Here is a 16,360-nt window from a genome sequence, read left to right as displayed (position 1 = left end):
CCGGGCACCACCGACGAGGGACGGGAGGAGTTCCTCGGCCTCCCTGTTGACCGCACCTCATCTGGGTCGGCGACGGGGCATGCGCCTTGGTCTGTCGAGAGGGTGAGGCGTGGATCGAAGGCATGCGGCGCGGGACTGTGGAAAAACGGCTCCGGCTCACTTCCGGTGGTGACCAAGCCAGGCCCGGGTACGCAGGGTGTAGTCGGCGATCAGGGTCACCGCCAGCTCCTGGGCCGAGCCGCCCGACCGCCGCCGTGGTCCAGCGGCGACCTCGGGGAAGATCTCCTCGATATCGAACGGGCGTACCACGGTGCGCCCCCCGACGCGAATGGATGCAGGACGACACCGGCTGTACCGGGCAACGCGGCGGCACACCGGTCCGAGCAGTGTCGGGCCCCTCGCCTCCACGTCGCGAAGGCGGCGTCGATCGGGCGAGGGACCGCCACCGACGTTGTCCGTCGTCGACGGATCTCGTTGGCGAGCCAGGATCGGGGACTGTGGAAAAACGGTTCTGTTTCACTTTCGGCGGTGACTGAGCGTGGTCACAGGTGATGAGGACGCGCCTGAGACGAATCCGCCGGTCAGGCGAGCGCGGGCATCCGCCGCGATCGCGTCGGACCGGGCTGATCCGTCGGGGTCACTCGCCACGGGGCGGGCCGGCGTACCCGATGTTCGGCTGGGGCGGTGTGGTCATGCCCTGGCCCAGGAAGTAGTCGACGTTGCTGGACTGCAGGTAACCCTTGAGGGTCATGCCGTTGCGGTAGGCGGGGTTGTGCGCCAGCGTGTAGAGGCGCGTGTCGGTCGGCCGGTCGGTGGTGAAGATGACGAGCTCGTCGAACTCGGGGCTGGTCAGCACCACCTCCTCGCGCCAGTCTCCGAAGATGTCGCCGACCAGGTGCGGGTAGACCGCGCTGCCCGAAGCGGTGACGGCGCCGTACCGCGAGGTGGTCACCAGCCTGGGCAGCGCGGGGGGCGGGGCCGGGTTGGACGGGTCCCACTTCTCGATCCTGGCGTCACGCCGCTCGGGGAAGGGGTCGGAGTTGAACAGCTCCCTCAGCGGGTCACCGTCCCACCACACGCCCATGTGCGGCCAGGGCTGCTTGGTGGTGTCGGGTTCGACGAGCCGGTTGGTCGCGGTGTTGTAGAGGCCGGTGGGCTTGCCCTGTTCGTAGTTCACCTCGCCGTTGATGGACCAGACCTCCATGCCGGGGAAGCGGGGGTCGATGTCGGCGACCATGCCGCGGCCCGCGTCGGCGCCCGGGCTTCCGGCGGTGTGCTTCCAGATCATGGCGCCGGTGGCGGCGTCGTAGTAGTAATCGAGCAGCCCGCCGGGATGGTCCTGCTGGATGCCGTACCCCTCCAGCCCCGGCCTGGCGGGGTCGATGTCCGCGATGAACCATCGGTCACCGTGGATGATCCCCTGCGGGGCGAGGCTGTAGCGCAGGGTGCCGTCGCCGTTGAGCAGGAACCCGATCTCGCCGACCTCGTCGCGGCCGTCGCCGTCGACGTCCACGATGCGGGTGTTGTGCCCGTCGGGGAGATCCTGCCCGCCGCGCAGGAACTTCCACTGCCGGTTCAGCGAGCGGCCGTCGAATCTCCAGGCGCTGTACATGAGATTGAAGCCGCCGTTGCCGACGCGGTTCTTCATGTACGCCACGAGGCTGGGGGTACGGCCGTCCAGGTGGCCGACGCCGAAGCGGGCGTACATGGGGCCGTCGGCGAGGTAGTCGTCCGGAACGGGGGCGGTCGCCCTGGGGGCGCCGGTGCGGCCGTCGAGGACGGCGATGGACTGACGGACGTCGTCGGTCTCGGTGTGCTCGGTGCCGTCGCCGAAGGTGACGCCGTCGGCGACCCTGACGGCCACCTCGGCCCGGCCGTCACCGTCGAGGTCGTAGACCGTGACACCGTCGTTGTGGCCGACGTCGATGGTGGACGAGCCGCCCTCGATGTTGTTCTGGTCGGTGCTGTTGGGGCCCAGGTCCACCTCCCACAGCAGCGTGCCGTCGCCGCGGTAGGCCTCGAGCTTCTGCGGAGTGGTCTGGCGGTCCAGAACGTAGTCGTAGACGCCGTCACCGTCGAGATCGCCGGCCCAGACGAACTTGATCGGCCCGCCCTCGCGCAGCGGGACGCGCACCACCGGCTCGATCGCGTGGCCCGCCGACAAGGAGAACGGCCGGCTCGGCGGCTGCGGCCGGCGGTCGGCCACCGGCCGCACCCGGTAGCGGTTGGACCTGCTCAGGTCGGCGGTGGCGTCGACGTAGTTGGTGCCCTTGGTGAGGACCCCGCGGTTGAGCTTGCGGTAGGGCCCGCCGTCGGTGGACCGCTCGACGTCGAAGCCGACGCCCTTGGGGTCGAGTCCGAGCAGGCGCCAGCTGACCAGCACCTCCTTCTCGCCCGACCGTACGGCCACCACGCCGCGATCGAGCCGTTCCATGAGCCGCGGACCCACGCCGTGACCGGCGGTCTGGGCCTGTGCCGGTACCGGGGCGGACGCCGCCGGCACCGTCGCCGCGCCGACCGTCAGGCCGGTCAGGGCGCAGAGCGCCAGTGCCCTCAGGCGGCGCGTGCCGCCGCGTCGATTTCCTGTCATCATCGATTTCCTTCTCTGGTGATGGGAACGCGGGCGCGCCGCCCTTCGGTCACTTCGGCGGGGCTCCGTCCACGAGCGGGCCACACACCATCGCAACGGCCTCGTACGTGGCCTCGGCCGCGCGGGTCCGGCGTTCATGCCGGGCTGTCCTGCGGCACCGCCGCCGCGCTTGAGAGCAGATCCCGGCGGGACATCGCGGCCGTGGGCACTCCGTTCAGGGAGGCGTGACCCGTCGAAACGACTTATTGTTAAAGCGTTTACCAAGGACCGATGGCATCACGCCCCCAGATCCTCTGTCAAGAGGCGCCGCATCGGGGAAAGGGCGTCCGGCATTTATCGGAAGCCATGTCCAGCAGGTGATTCAGGCAGTGTGCCGAGATGGTCGAACCGGGTCGCACCCTGCGGCCGGTGGGCGTCCCCGCCCGACTCCCCTTGCGGGAAGGGGAGCATCGGCATACGGTTTTAGCTCACGATATAGTAAACGTTTTCATCATTCCTACGAGACTGGAATCGCCCCACAGGGCCGGGCCGCAGGGGGCGCCACCCCAGAATGGATCATCGTGACCGAAACTCATCCCGAGGCCGACGCAACGTCGGCTCGTCGCCACTTCGGCTACTCACCCTGGTCCTTCTGGTCCGAGGCCGGTGCGGATGAGCATGCTCGGCAGCTCGACCTGCAGGGCCGGCTCATCGAGAACCATCCTGGCTCCGAGTTCGCCGAGTCGTGCTTCGTCTCCGAGCTCGCGGCGGTGCAGAACGACGTCCTGCGGCTCGGCTCGCGCAGCTACATCGCCGCGGGCGCGTACCTGACGGGATCGCTGCTGACCGGCCGGGACTGCACGATCAACCCTTACACCGTCGTCCGCGGTGACATCGAGCTCGGTGACGCGGTCCGGATCGGCGCGCACACCTCGCTGCTGGCGTTCAACCACACCGTGTCCGATCCCGATACCGAGGTGTTCCGGCAGCCGATCGGCTCCCGCGGCATCCGTGTCGGGAACGACGTCTGGATCGGGTCTCACGTGGTGGTCCTGGACGGGGCGACCGTGGGCGACCGCGCGGTGATCGGCGCCGGGGCCGTGGTCACCAAGGACGTGCCGGCCGGGGCGATCGTCGGGGGCAACCCGGCGAAGGTCCTGCGCTGGCGGGTGCCCGGCCTGCGGCCGTCCGCCGATGCCGCGGCCGTCGGCGACCTGGCCGCCGCGGTGGCCGCGTTCGCCGAGACCGCGCGCCGGCAGGCCGAGGAGGTCCTGACCCGCTGTTTCTCCGGTGGGATGTTCGCCGACAGGCCCGGTGCGCCCCACACGGTGCGAGCCCAATGCGACGCGGCCGAGATCGTCACCGGCCTGCAACGCCAGCCCTGGGCGGAGCACGCCTGGCACGCGGGACACTGGACGGACGTGCTGGGCACCGCGTTCCTGTTCAACCGCCGACTGGACGAGCCGGGACGGCCCGGCGCCCTGGAGGCCGTGTTCGGGTGGCTGCTCGCGCGCGCCGACCCCGGCACCGGGATGTGGGGATCACCTCGCCAGGCCGACGGGCTGCTGCAGATCGTGAACGGGTTCTACCGACTACCGCGCCGAAGAGGTGACGGCCCTGACCCGGAACCTGCTGCCCGACGCGCTCGGGCACTGGACCGACCACCAGGGCTTCGGCTTCCAGGCGCCGCACCCGTCCACGGCCGGCACCGCGGCGACCGCACCGGGACTGCAGGGCACCGAGATGTGGCTGGCGATCGTGTGGCTGCTCGCCGAGCTGGCCGGCGTTGCCGACGCGCTCGGCTACCGGCCGCGCGGCATACACCGCCCCGAGCCCGCGGGTGCTCACCAAGGGCTTGCACCCCTTCGGTAGAAACGTTTTAATTCCGGTGACGAGCACGTGCCGCCCAGCGGCCCGGCGGCGTCGGCGTACGCGCCCGGACACGACCCACTGGCAGGAGAGCACCTCAGGTGTACTACGGCGGCGACTACAACCCGGAACAGTGGCCCGAATCAGTATGGGACGACGACATCCGGCTGATGCGGGCGGCGGGTGTGAATCTGGTCAGCCTGGGGGTGTTCGCGTGGGCGCGCATCCAGCGCGCCGAGGGCGAGTTCGACTTCGGCTGGCTCGACCGGATCCTCGACAAGCTGCACGCGGGTGGAATCGGGGTGAATCTCGCCACGGCCACCGCCTCCCCGCCACCGTGGGCGAGCCGGGCCTACCCCGAGATCCTGCCGAAGGACGCCTCGGGAGCCACCTACTGGCACGGTAGCCGGCAGGCGTACGCTCCCACGTCGCCGGTGTACCGGCGCCTGGCGGCCGAACTCGCCGGAGCGATCGCGGAACGCTACGCCTCCCATCCCGCGGTGGTGATGTGGCACGTCAACAACGAGTACGGCTGCCATGTGCACGCCGACTACTCCGACAACGCCGCGGTCGCGTTCCGCGCCTGGCTGCGCGGGCGGTACGGCGACATCGAGGCGTTGAACGACGCCTGGGGCACCGCCTTCTGGTCGCAGCGCTACGGCGATTTCGAGGAGGTCGTCCCGCCCCGGCTCGCGCCCTACAGCGTCAACCCCTCCGGCCTCCTGGACTTCAAACGCTTCACCTCCGACGCGCTGCTCGAGCTCTACCGCATGGAAAGGTCGATCATCCGCGCGGCGGGGGGCACCCAGCCCATCACCACGAACTTCATGGGCGCGTTCGAGCCGATCGACTACCGCTCGTGGGCGGCGGACCTGGACCTGGTCGCCGACGACAGCTACCCCGATCCGGCGGACCCGGAGTCGTTCCGGGAGGCCGCCTTCACCCGGGACCTGATGCGATCCCTCAAACCGGGGGTTCCGTGGGTCCTCATGGAGCAGGCCCCGGACGCGGTCAACTGGCGTGCGAGCAATTCGCCGAAGGCGCCGGGACAGATGGCGGCCCTCAGCGTGCAGGCCGTCGCGCGAGGTGCCGACGGGGTGATGTTCTTCCAGTGGCGCCAGTCCCGATCAGGTTCGGAGAAGTTCCACTCGGCGATGGTGCCGCACGCGGGAACCGGCACCCGCACCTGGAGGGAGATCGTCGAGCTCGGGCAGAACCTGGCCGGGCTCCCTCGGCTCTCGGCGGAGGTCGACGCGCCCGTGGCGCTGATCTACGACTGGCAGAACCGATGGGCGGTGGAGAACTCCGACCATCCGGTGCGCTTCGACTACCTCGCGGTCGTGCGGCAGTGGCACGCGGCGATCCATCGACAGCACGTCACCGCCGACATCCGCCACCCGGACGACGACCTGTCGAAGTACGCCGTCGTCATCGCACCACAGCTCTACCTGCTGACCGACGCGTCGGCGGCCAACATCGCGGCCTACGTCGCCGGCGGCGGGACGTTGCTGCTGTCGGCGTTCAGCGACGTGGTCGACGAGCACGACAGGTTCGCCACCGGGGGCTTCACCACACGGCTGGGAGCCACACTCGGCCTCAGGGTGAGGGATTTCGGTGCCCTTCCCATCGACGCGCACGATCGCACCACGGTGACCGTGTCCCTCGGAGACGCCTCGATGACCGGCCGCCTGTTCGCCGAGGAACTCGACCTGATCGACGCGACGGTCATCGGTGACTTCCGCGACGGCAGGCTCCAGGGGCACCCCGCCTTCACCTCGCGGACGAGCGGTTCGGGAACGGCCTACTACCTGGCCACCGTCCCCGACGAGGACGGCATGCGCGCGGTCACCGCGCGGATCTTCGCCGACGCCGGCGTCCGTCCGCCCGTGGACCGGCTGCCGCAGCACGTCGAGGCCGTTGTGCGCGATGGGCGTCTGTTCGTCATCAACCACTCCGGACAGCCCTTCACGCCGCCTTCGTCCTTCGGAGGCCGGCCGGAGGCGGCCAGCGAGGCCGGTGACACCATCGGCGCCTACGGGTGGCGTGTCTTCGGGCGAGCGACCTCGTGACCGCCCCGCCATGGCCGGACGCCCTCCGGGACGCCGTGGCCGCGGGCGTGAACGAGGTCCTCAGGGAGCCGGGGGGTGGTCGCCTCTGAAGGTCCGGACCGAGTCGCGGACGATGATGTGGGTGCCGAGCATGACCTGCCCGGCCGATCCCGAGGTGTTCTGCCGGTGTTCGAGGGCGAGGCGTACCGCGGTGCGGCCGAGCTCCTCGTGCGGCACGTGGACCGTGGTGAGGTCGATGTCGGCGGCCGGGGGCAGGTCGTCGAAGCCGACCATGGAGACGTCGTCGGGGACGCGCAGCCCGTGCTCGCGCAGGGCCTGGCGGGCGCCCGCCGCGATGAGGTCGTTGCAGGCGAAGACGGCGGTGAAGTCACGTGGCCCGGAGCCCAGCCGTTCGCGGATCATGCGGTAGCCCTCCTGCCGCTCCATCGTGCCCTCGACCTCAAGGCCGGGGTCGTGGGGCACGCGGTGGTCGGCAAGGGCGTCGCGGTAGCCGGCGAGGCGGCTGTCCTGGGTCGTGTAGCCGTCGCGCCGGCCGAGGAACAGCACGCGCCGGTGACCCGCCGAGAGCAGATGGCTGGTGATGGCGTACGCGCCGGCGGCGTTGTCGTACTCGACGACGAGGGCGGGCACATCGGGGCCCAGCGTCGGGCGTCCGCACAGGACGAGCTGCGAGCCGGCGAGCGCCAGCGCGCGGGCGTACTCGCCCATCCGCTCGCGGTAGGCCGCGTCGTCCACCACGTTGCCGACGAGGATCACGCATTCGGCCTGCTCCTGGCGCATCAACTGCACCGTGGCGAGCTCGCGTTCCGGGTCGCCGCCGGTGGTGCCGACGATGCAGAGCTTGCCCTCCAGCGCGGCCTGGGCCTGCACGCCCTGGGCGACGTGGGCGTAGTGCGGCGAGATCACGGAGGTGACGATGATGGCGACGCTCCGGCTGCTCGCCCCCGCCAGCCCCCGCGCGTTGGCGTTGGCCACGTAGTCCAGCTCGCGCACCGCCCGCATGACCTTGCTGCGGGTGGCGGGTGCGCTGGGGTACGTGCCGGACAGGATCCGTGACACCGTGGCGACGGACACGCCCGCGTGCGCGGCCACGTCCCGGATCGTCGTCGGCCGCCGCCCTTCCTCGTGGGACGCCGCACGCCGGACCATCCAACCTCCACCTGAAGCGAAAACCGTTGGTAAACCGCTTACGCGTGATGCTTCCTCCTGTCTCGCTCGCTGTCAAATCGCCGCCCGCCCGCGCCTGCCCCTCCGTCGCGGAAGAAGAAATCAAACGGCTGTCGCCGCCGACACGCTGGGAGATTCTCCGCTGCGGTGTGGCGGACCCCTTGACAGCTCCCGACGTCCATGTTGCCATCTGCGAATGTAAACGGTTAAACACGTGACCGTTTCATCGGTATGAACGCCAACCCCAGTGGAGCCCCCCTCATGGCGATGATGTCCCGACGCAAACTGCTCCTCAGCGCCGCGGCGGCGGCCGCAGCCGGTCAGATCGGTCTGCCTCCGGGATCGGCGCGCGCCGCGGCCGCCCGGCCGGTGGCGGCGCGCGACGTGCTCGACGACGGCGTTCGACTCCACTGGCTGGAGGGCGGCGCTCCCGGCCGGCTGGCCGCGGGGTCCACGTGGGGCGTGCCGTGGCCGAAGGGTGCCGTTCCCAAGGGCCAGGACTTCGCGTTGCGCACCGCCGCCGGGCAGCAGGTGCCCGTCCAGACGTGGGCCACCGCCTACTGGCCCGACGGGTCGCTGAAGTGGACCGCGCACGCCATCGGCGCCGACGTCGCCCCGGCCGAGCACTACCTCCTCACCGCGGGCCGGCCCGCCGCACCGGCGGCGGCCGTGACGGTCAAGGACGGCCGGGACCAGGTCGAGGTGAGCACCGGTGTCATCCGGTGTCTGATCCCGAAGAAGGGCGACCGGCTGGTGCGCTCCATCACGCGGGGCGATCTGGAGATCGCCCGCGACGGCAGGCTGATCTGCCTGCGGCAGGACGAGCCAGGAGACGACGAGGGCGGCACGGTCAAGCGGGAGAGGTTCGAGGGCCGCACCGAGAAGGTGACGGTCGAGCAGTCGGGCCCGGTCCGCGCAGTGATCAGAATCGAGGGGGAACACCGGCGCGGCGGGAGATCCTGGCTGCCGTTCACCGTACGCCTGTACTTCTACACCGGCAGCGACGGCATCCGCGCGGTGCACAGCTTCGTGTTCGACGGCGACGAGAAGAAGGACTTCATCAGCGGCCTCGGCATCCGTTTCGAGGTGCCGATGCGCGGTGAGCTCCACGACCGGCACGTGCGCTTCGCCGGGCAGGGCGACGGCGTGCTGTCCGAGGCGGTGCGCGGCATCACCGGCCTGCGCCGCGACCCGGGCGCGGCGGTCCGCCAGGCACAGGTCACCGGGCAGGCCACCCCGCCGGTGGCGACCTGGGACACCCGGGTCTCCTCCCGGCTGCACCTCATCCCGGCCTTCGGCGACTACTCGCTGCGCCAGATCAGCGCCGACGGCTTCCAGATCCGCAAGCGCACCAAGGCCGGCCACGGCTGGATCCCCGTCGACTCCGGCGGCCGGGCCGGCGGGCTCGGCTACGTCGGCGGCCCCGGCGGAGGATTCGCCTTCGGCATGCGCAACTTCTGGCAGCTGCACCCCACCCAGCTCGACGTACGGCGCGCCGCCGGCGACAGGGCCGAGGTCACCGTGTGGCTGTGGTCGCCCGAGGCCGGGCCGATGGACCTGCGTTTCTACCACGACGGGCTCGGCCAGGACACCTACCCCGAGCAGCTCGAAGGGTTGGAGATCACCTACGAGGACTACGAGCCGGGCTTCGGCACCCCGTACGGAATCGCGCGCACCACGGAGCTGATGTTCTGGGCGCTGGAGTCCACCCCGGCCGCGGAGCGGGTGGCGGAGCTGACCCAGGCCGTGCGGACGCCGCCGCTGATCGTCGCGCCACCGGCGCACCTGCACGCGGCCGGGGTGTTCGGCGACTGGTCGCCGGTCGACCGCTCGACCCCGGCCAGGAAGCGGATCGAGGACCGGTTGGACTTCCTGTTCGACTACCACCGCGAACAGGTCGACCAGCGCTCCTGGTACGGCTTCTGGGACTACGGCGACATCATGCACAGCTACGACGCCGACCGGCACGTGTGGCGCTATGACGTCGGCGGCTACGCCTGGGACAACTCCGAGCTGTCGACCGACCTGTGGCTCTGGTACCACTACCTGCGCACCGGCAAGGCCGAGGCGTTCAGGTTCGCCGAGGCGATGACCCGGCACACCGGAGAGGTCGATGTCTACCATCTGGGCAAATGGCGGGATCTGGGGACGCGGCACGGCGTCCAGCACTGGGCCGACAGTGCCAAGCAAGCCCGCATCAGCAACGCCGGTTACCGGCGTTTCCTCTACTTCCTCACCGCCGACGAGCGTATCGGCGACCTGCTGCGCGACCTCGTGGACGTCGACAGGACGTTCCTCGTCCTGGACCCCATCCGCAAGATCCGCACAGGGCCGTACGAGCCGGACCCGCACGCGCTCGGTGTCAGCACCGGGACCGACTGGAGCGGCCTCGCGCTCGCCTGGCTGACCGAATGGGAGCGCGGCGGCGCGCCGATCGCCCGCGAGAAACTGCTGAACGGCATGCGCACCATCGCCGCGATGCCCAACGGGTTCATCCGCGGCAGCGGCCTGTACGACCTCGACGACGGCACCTTCAAGCCCACTGCCACCGCGGTCAGCGTCGGCTCGCTCGGCGCGGTGTTCGGCCTGGTCGAGCTGTGCAGCGAACTCATCTCCCTCACCGGCGACGAGGCGTTCACCGGGGCGTGGCTGCAGTACTGCCGCCTGTACAACGGCACCGCCGCCGAGCAGCAGGCCGAGGCCGGCCAGTCGTTCGGCAACCAGAACCTGCGTCAGGCCCACTCCCGCCTCACCGCCTACGCCGCCGTCAAGCTCGGCGACGCGGGCCTCGCCACCCGGGCGTGGCAGGAATTCGACACCGGCCACGCCGGGTACCCGCGGACCCTGGAGTTCACGTCGGCGCGGCTGGAGGGCTCGAAGGTGCTCAAACCGGTCGACGAGGCCGCCTTCGCCTCGGTCAACGCCTCCGCGCAGTACGGTCTGGCCGCCATCCAGTGCCTCGCCCTGATCGGAGATCGGCTTCCCGCGTAATCCCACCCCCCACAGTGAAGGAGATCTTCATGCGTGTCATGCGTCGATGGCGAGCCGCTCGCCGGCCGGCCGTCATCGCCTCGGCGATCGTGATGGCCACGACGGCGCTGGTCGCCGGTCCCACCTCCGCGACCACCGCCTCGACCGGCGCCTCGGCGCTCGCTCCCGTCCGTCCGATGGAGAATCTGGGTCGTGGCGTGGTGGCCGTGCGCTCCAGCAGCAGAGACGTCCTAGTCAGCTGGCGGTTGCTGGGACTGGACCCGGACGGCATCGGTTTCAACGTCTACCGTTCCACCGCCGGCGGCTCGTACGTCAAGCTCAACTCCGGCGTGTTGACCGGCGGCACCAACTACGTCGACTCCACGGCCGACCTGACGCGGTCCAACAGCTACCAGGTGCGGCCGGTGACCGGCGGTACGGAGCAGGCGCCCAGCGCGGCGTTCACATTGACCGCCAACCACGCCACCGAGCCGGTGGTCCGCGTGCCGCTGCGCGCCGGCGGTGCGGTGAAGTTCGTCTGGGCCGGTGATCTCGACGGCGACGGCGAGTACGACTACGTGCTCGACCGACAGACCTCCCCCCAGAAGATCGAGGCCTACCGCAGCGACGGGCGCTTCCTGTGGCAGGTCGACATGGGGCCCAACAGCACCAACCAGAACAACATCGAGGGCGGGTCGTCCACGATCGACGTCGGCCACAACGACGGGGTCACCGTCCAGGATCTCGACAGTGACGGCCGGGCCGAGGTCGCCGTGCGCATCGCCAACGGCGTGACCTTCGGCAACGGGACGAGGTTCACCAACAGCGACGACAACCGCCAGTTCATCGCCATTCTCGACGGCCAGACCGGAGCGGCCCGGGCCACGGCCCCGGTGCCGACCGACTATCTGTCCGACGGCCCGATGTACGCGCGCTTCGGGGTGGGCTACCTCGACGGCACCACGCCGAGCCTGGTGGCCTTCATGAAGAACCGGATCGGCAGCGGGGCCTTCAACCTCATGATGGCCGCCTGGAGGTTCGACGGCAGCACCCTGACCCAGCAGTGGAAATGGCTGCGTGGCAACCAGAACGCCCCTGACGGGCACAACACCCGCATCATCGACGTCGACGGTGACGGCAGGGACGAGGTCGCCGAGATCGGGTTCGTGCTCAACGGCGACGGCACCCTGCGCTACTCGCTGGGGCCCGCGGGCGTCGTGCACGGCGACCGCTTCCACATCGCGAAGATGGACCCCTCCCGTCCGGGCCTGCAGGGTTACGGCGTGCAGCAGGTCAACCCCAGCGGCCTGCGCGAGTACTACTACGACGCCCGAAACGGCAGCATCATCTGGCGGCACGTGGAGTCCGGCACCGCCGACGTCGGGCGCGGCATGGCCGGTGACATCGACCCCCGCCATCCCGGCATGGAGGTCTGGTCCTTCTCCGGCCTGTACAACGCGCCCGCCAACCGGCTCGCCGAACCGAACACCTCGCTGCGGCCCTGGCCGCAGATGGGCCTGTGGTGGGACGGCGACCTCACCATGGAACTGCTCAACGACGGCAAGTTCGAAAAGTGGGACCCGAACAACCCCACCGCCACCAACCGGGTCCCCCGGCTGCTGAACATCTCACAGTACGGTGCGGTCAGCGCGGCCCAGGGCGTGAACCCCACCCTGGTCGGCGACCTTCTCGGCGACTGGCGGGAAGAGGTCGTCTACACCAACGCGAGCCACAACGAGCTCATCATCTTCACTACCAACCGGCCCACCGGCACCCGGCTGTACACGCTGGCGCACAACCCCGCCTACCGCAACGCGATGACCCTCAAGGGCTACATGCAGTCCCACCACCTCGACTACTTCCTCGGCAACGGCATGACCACGCCGCCCAGGCCGAGCATCAGCTACGCGGGCGGCTAGACACCAAAGTTAAAACGCTTACTGTGATAGCCGGAATACCTCTGATAAAACGCATGTAAAAACAGTAGTATCCGTTTTATGTCAATACGCGGCCTCTCATCGTCCGACGAAGAACTGTCCGGCCACACCGGCTGGACCCGGGCGCACTGGGAGGCCGCTGCCGATCGCCTGCTGGCCTCCGTGGTGCCGTACGCGACGGAGGGCTTCGCCCAGTTCCGCCTGCCCGGCAGGGCGAGCCGGTCGGGGCCGGTGAGCGACGGGCTGGAGGGCTTCGCCCGCACGTTCCTGCTCGCCGCCTTCAGGATCGCCGGAGCGGGCGGCGCGGTGCCGCCCGCGCTGCTGGAGCGCTACGCCGGTGGCCTGACGGCCGGGACCGACCCGGCCCACCCGTACGCCTGGCCCGCACTGACCGACATGTCCCAGCAGCTCGTCGAGGCGGCCTCGGTGGCGCTGGCGCTGCACGAGACCCGGCCGTGGCTGTTCGACCGGCTGTCGCCGGCCGAGCAGGAGCGGGTGGTGGCCTGGCTGGCCGGATTCGCCGGGCGGCGTACACCGGACAACAACTGGGTGCTGTTCCAGGTGGTCGTCGAGCAGTTCCTGGCCGAAGTGGGCGGGCCGCACGAACCGGCGGAGATCACCGGCGGGCTGGAACGGATCGAGGAGTGGTACGCCGGCGACGGCTGGTACTCCGACGGCAGGGGCAAGAACTTCGACTACTACTGCGGCTGGGCGATGCACCTGTACCCGTCGCTGTGGGCGAGGATGGCCGGCGACACCGCCCGCCAGGAACTCTACGCGGCGCGGCTTCACCGCTTCCTGGGCCAGTACCAGCACTTCTTCGCCGCCGACGGCGGGCCGGTGAACCAGGGGCGCTCGCTGACCTACCGGTTCGCGACGGTCGCGCCGCTGTGGCTGGGAGCGCTGACCGGCGCCTCGCCCCTTCCGCCCGGCCGCACCCGGCGCATCGCCAGCGGCGTCCTGAGCCACTTCGCCGAGCGCGGCGCGCCCGACGAGCGCGGCCTGCTCACCCTGGGCTGGTACGACCCGTTCCCGCCCATCGCGCAGGACTACTCGGGGCCGGCGTCACCCTACTGGGCCAGTAAGGCCTTCCTCGGCCTGCTGCTGCCGCCCGAGCACCCGGTCTGGACGGACGCCGAGGAGGCCGCGCCCGTCGACCTGGCCGACCAGACGGTGGCCATGCCCGCGCCCGGCTGGCTGCTGCACGCCACCCGGGCGGACGGCGTCGTGCGGCTCGTCAACCACGGCAGCGACCGTGACCGCGTCCAGGACCCGGACGGGCCGCCCGACCCGCACTACCTGAAGTTCGCCTACACCAGTCACACCGGCCCCGAGCTGGGGGAGAAGGCGCAGGGGGTGGACAACCACCTGGCCGTCATCGCGCCCGACGGGACGCCTTCCCTCAGGCGGCGCATCCAGCCCCTGGCCGTCTCCGACCGGTTCGCCGCCTCCGCCTACCAGGACGGCCCGGTCCACGTGGTGACGGCCTCGGTCGTCGACGGCCCGGCGGAGATCAGGATTCACCGGGTCACGGCCCCCGCCGGATACCGGGTCCGAGACGGCGGCCACGCCCTGGCCGCGGTGGTTCCCCCGGAGCCGAGCGTGGGGGAAGGGGTGGCACTGGCCCGGCGCCCGGACGGGTTGAGCAGCGCCGTGTACGCCCTGCACGGCTACACGGGAACAGGCATGGTGACGGGGCAGGGTACCAACGCCTTCGGCGAGTACTCGATCACGCCGTACGCCGTCGCCGACGCCCACCCCGGCGGCACCGCGGTCTACGTCAGCCTCGTGCACCTGGCGGTGACGCGACAGCGGCCGCCCGCACCGGACGTGCGGGTGCGGGGCGACCTGGTCGTCCTGACGTTGCCCGGCGCAGAGACGGTGACCGTGCGTCTGGACGGCGTTCCCACCTGCGAACGGCCGGGGCCCCGCGCCTGAGGTGGTGTCCGGGACCTTCGCGGCCACGCGGGTGCGGACGGCGACGTGCCGGGGAACCGGCAGGGGAGAGGATTGCCCCGAACGCCCCGGGAGGGGTCGGCCAGCCGATTCGCGGTGCGCTCCCGGTCTACTGGTTGGCCGCGTGCTCCTTGGCCAGCTCCGCGGCGACCTGGTCGCCGCCCGCCTGCCGCCACTGGGTGACGACGTCCTTCCACGCCGACAGCGGCTTGCGCCCGAACGTGACAGCGGTGATCCCGTCCCCGAGGATCTGGCCGAGCTGGGCGCCCTTGCTCGCCTCGACGGCCGAGCGCAGGCCGACGGCGGGGTTGCGGACGCTGTCGGGCAGGGTCGCCTTCTGCCACTCGTACACGGACTTGGCCACGTCGGAATAGCCCGGCAGGTAGAGGACGGAGGGGGGTGCGCCGAGGAACTTGACGGGCAGGAGGGTGTTGTTCTCCTGGGTGTACAGCTCGGTGGTCTTGATGCCGTCGGCGTCCTTGGTGAAGTGCCTGCCCTCGACGCCGTAGTTGGCCAGCTCGTACTCGCTGGTTCCGAACGGCGCGCTGAGGTAGTCGCAGATGCGCAGCAGCAGCTTGATCCGCTCGGGGGAGGCCTTCTTGAAGGCGACGTAGCCGAACATGCCGGGGCTCTGCCAGGGTGTGGGGCTCTCCCCGTACGGCCGCCCGAGGTCGAGGTCGAACCGGTCGTTGATCTTCGTTATGAAGCCCAGGTTCACCGATCCGAAGCCGTCGTTGATCGAGGCGACCGTGCCGTTGTGGAAGTAGCTCTGCATGTCGGTGGAGCTGACGGTGAGGCTGTCGGGGTAGTGCGTCTTGGCCTCGGCCAGCTTGCGCATGATCTCCAAGGCCTGCTCGAACTGCGGTGTGGTGACGGTGTGCGAGAACGTGCCGCCCGACGCCGACCAGGTGTTGGGCGCGCCCAGCGAGCCGGCGTGGTAGGTGATCCCGCCCAGGCCGCCGAACAGCGTCTTGAACCAGCCCACGCCCCACTTGCGGTCGCCGGTCAGCTCCTTCATGGCGTCCAGGTACTGCTCGGTCGTCCAGTCCTTGGGAACGCCGGCCGCGTCCATGGCCGAGCGGTTGACGAACAGGCTGTTGGCCGGCTTCGGCCGCTCCAGCGGGACCCCGTAGATTCTGCCGCCGATCCTGCCCATGCCCTGCCAGGCGTAGGTCGGGAGGTTGGCGAGGTTCGGGAACTGCTTGACCGCGTCCCCGCCGACGAACTCCGACAGGTCGGCGCAGCGGGCCTGGATGAACTCGGCCGCGTGCGGAAGCGCCAGGTTGTTGAACATGATGATGTCCGGCAGGTCGTCGCCGGCGGCCATCAGCGTGGCCATCTTCTGCGCGTACTCCGGGTCGGGCACGACGGTGACGTTCAGATTGACGTTGAGCGCCTTGTTGAGCGCCTGCCAGTACTCGTTCCGGCCGACCGGCTTCGGCGGGGCGCCGAACGACACGACCATGGCCCTGACCTCGGAGCCGTCGCCGACGGTGTCGTTCACCGACCGTACGAGCTTTTCCGGGTACTTCAAGTAGAGCGGCTGCACGCCGGAGGCGTCGCCGGGAAGGTCCGGCGCGGGTCCGGTGAACGGCACGTAGGCCGGCCAGGGGGCCAGGCTCTTGCCCGCGTTGGAGACGCCTCCGCCTCCTGACGGGCTCTGGCCAGCGCACGCGGACAGCAGGGGCGTGGCGGCCAGTCCGAGCGCGCCGGTGCCGGCCAGGCGCAGCAGGGAACGGCGGTCGATGCGGTGATCCATGGCAAGGGTTCCTCTCTCGGCATCGCGCCGAAAGGAGTGTTTCTCATGGGGGTTCGAGCCTTCG

General features: G+C 70.3%; 8 protein-coding genes and 1 pseudogene. 5 read left to right on the top strand and 4 right to left on the bottom strand.

The annotated features are described in order from the left end of the window. Positions 1-156 precede the first annotated feature (156 nt). The gene (locus ACTOQ3_RS39545) at positions 157-309 is read right to left on the bottom strand and encodes a hypothetical protein (RefSeq protein WP_440088894.1); all 153 of its coding nucleotides are present in this window, start codon (positions 307-309) and stop codon (positions 157-159) included. Positions 310-637: 328 nt separating this feature from the next. Then, positions 638-2,590 (bottom strand): hypothetical protein, encoded by a 1,953-nt coding sequence (locus ACTOQ3_RS39540; protein ID WP_440088893.1) that lies wholly within the window; start codon positions 2,588-2,590, stop codon positions 638-640. Positions 2,591-3,582: 992 nt separating this feature from the next. Between ACTOQ3_RS39540 and ACTOQ3_RS39535 the strand changes: the two are divergent. Together ACTOQ3_RS39535 and ACTOQ3_RS39530 are read left to right on the top strand one after the other, a co-directional pair. Then, positions 3,583-3,738, top strand: a pseudogene (locus ACTOQ3_RS39535) (DapH/DapD/GlmU-related protein); the annotation flags it as partial. 801 nt (positions 3,739-4,539) lie between these two features. After that, positions 4,540-6,507, top strand: a complete 1,968-nt coding sequence (locus ACTOQ3_RS39530; protein WP_440088892.1) for a beta-galactosidase — start codon at positions 4,540-4,542, stop codon at positions 6,505-6,507. A gap of 60 nt (positions 6,508-6,567) precedes the next feature. Here the strand turns inward: ACTOQ3_RS39530 and ACTOQ3_RS39525 are convergent, their stop codons facing one another. After that, positions 6,568-7,656 carry a LacI family DNA-binding transcriptional regulator gene (locus ACTOQ3_RS39525; protein WP_440088890.1) on the bottom strand — a complete coding sequence of 363 codons (1,089 nt, stop codon included), beginning with the start codon at positions 7,654-7,656 and terminating at the stop codon, positions 6,568-6,570. Between the two features lie 279 nt (positions 7,657-7,935). Between ACTOQ3_RS39525 and ACTOQ3_RS39520 the strand changes: the two genes are divergently transcribed. The 3 genes from ACTOQ3_RS39520 (at position 7,936) to ACTOQ3_RS39510 (ending at position 14,519) form a co-directional block, all read left to right on the top strand. Continuing rightward, on the top strand, positions 7,936-10,665 hold the full coding sequence (locus ACTOQ3_RS39520; protein WP_440088889.1) for an exo-rhamnogalacturonan lyase family protein: 2,730 nt from the start codon (positions 7,936-7,938) through the stop codon (positions 10,663-10,665). Between the two features lie 29 nt (positions 10,666-10,694). Next, positions 10,695-12,563 (top strand): hypothetical protein, encoded by a 1,869-nt coding sequence (locus tag ACTOQ3_RS39515; protein ID WP_440088887.1) that lies wholly within the window; start codon positions 10,695-10,697, stop codon positions 12,561-12,563. 78 nt (positions 12,564-12,641) lie between these two features. After that, complete coding sequence (locus ACTOQ3_RS39510; RefSeq protein ID WP_440088885.1) at positions 12,642-14,519, top strand: DUF2264 domain-containing protein; 1,878 nt, start codon at positions 12,642-12,644, stop codon at positions 14,517-14,519. A 127-nt stretch (positions 14,520-14,646) separates the two neighbouring features. Here the strand turns inward: ACTOQ3_RS39510 and ACTOQ3_RS39505 are convergent, their stop codons facing one another. Continuing rightward, positions 14,647-16,296, bottom strand: a complete 1,650-nt coding sequence (locus tag ACTOQ3_RS39505) for an extracellular solute-binding protein (protein ID WP_440088884.1) — start codon at positions 16,294-16,296, stop codon at positions 14,647-14,649. Positions 16,297-16,360 lie beyond the last annotated feature (64 nt).

This window comes from Streptosporangium sp. LJ11 (assembly GCF_051918945.1).
Classification (GTDB): Bacteria; Actinomycetota; Actinomycetes; order Streptosporangiales; family Streptosporangiaceae; genus Streptosporangium.
Note: the sequence above shows the minus strand (reverse complement) of the source record. Positions and strands in the feature narration are given on the sequence as shown.

Bases quoted from the DNA above. Each gene is read 5' to 3' on its own strand.
- ACTOQ3_RS39510 (WP_440088885.1), top strand. From the start codon at position 12,642: ATGTCAATACGCGGCCTCTCATCGTCCGACGAAGAACTGTCCGGCCAC.
- ACTOQ3_RS39520 (WP_440088889.1), top strand. From the start codon at position 7,936: ATGGCGATGATGTCCCGACGCAAACTGCTCCTCAGCGCCGCGGCGGCG.
- ACTOQ3_RS39505 (WP_440088884.1), bottom strand. From the start codon at position 16,296: ATGGATCACCGCATCGACCGCCGTTCCCTGCTGCGCCTGGCCGGCACC.
- ACTOQ3_RS39525 (WP_440088890.1), bottom strand. From the start codon at position 7,656: ATGGTCCGGCGTGCGGCGTCCCACGAGGAAGGGCGGCGGCCGACGACG.
- ACTOQ3_RS39540 (WP_440088893.1), bottom strand. From the start codon at position 2,590: ATGACAGGAAATCGACGCGGCGGCACGCGCCGCCTGAGGGCACTGGCG.
- ACTOQ3_RS39515 (WP_440088887.1), top strand. From the start codon at position 10,695: ATGCGTGTCATGCGTCGATGGCGAGCCGCTCGCCGGCCGGCCGTCATC.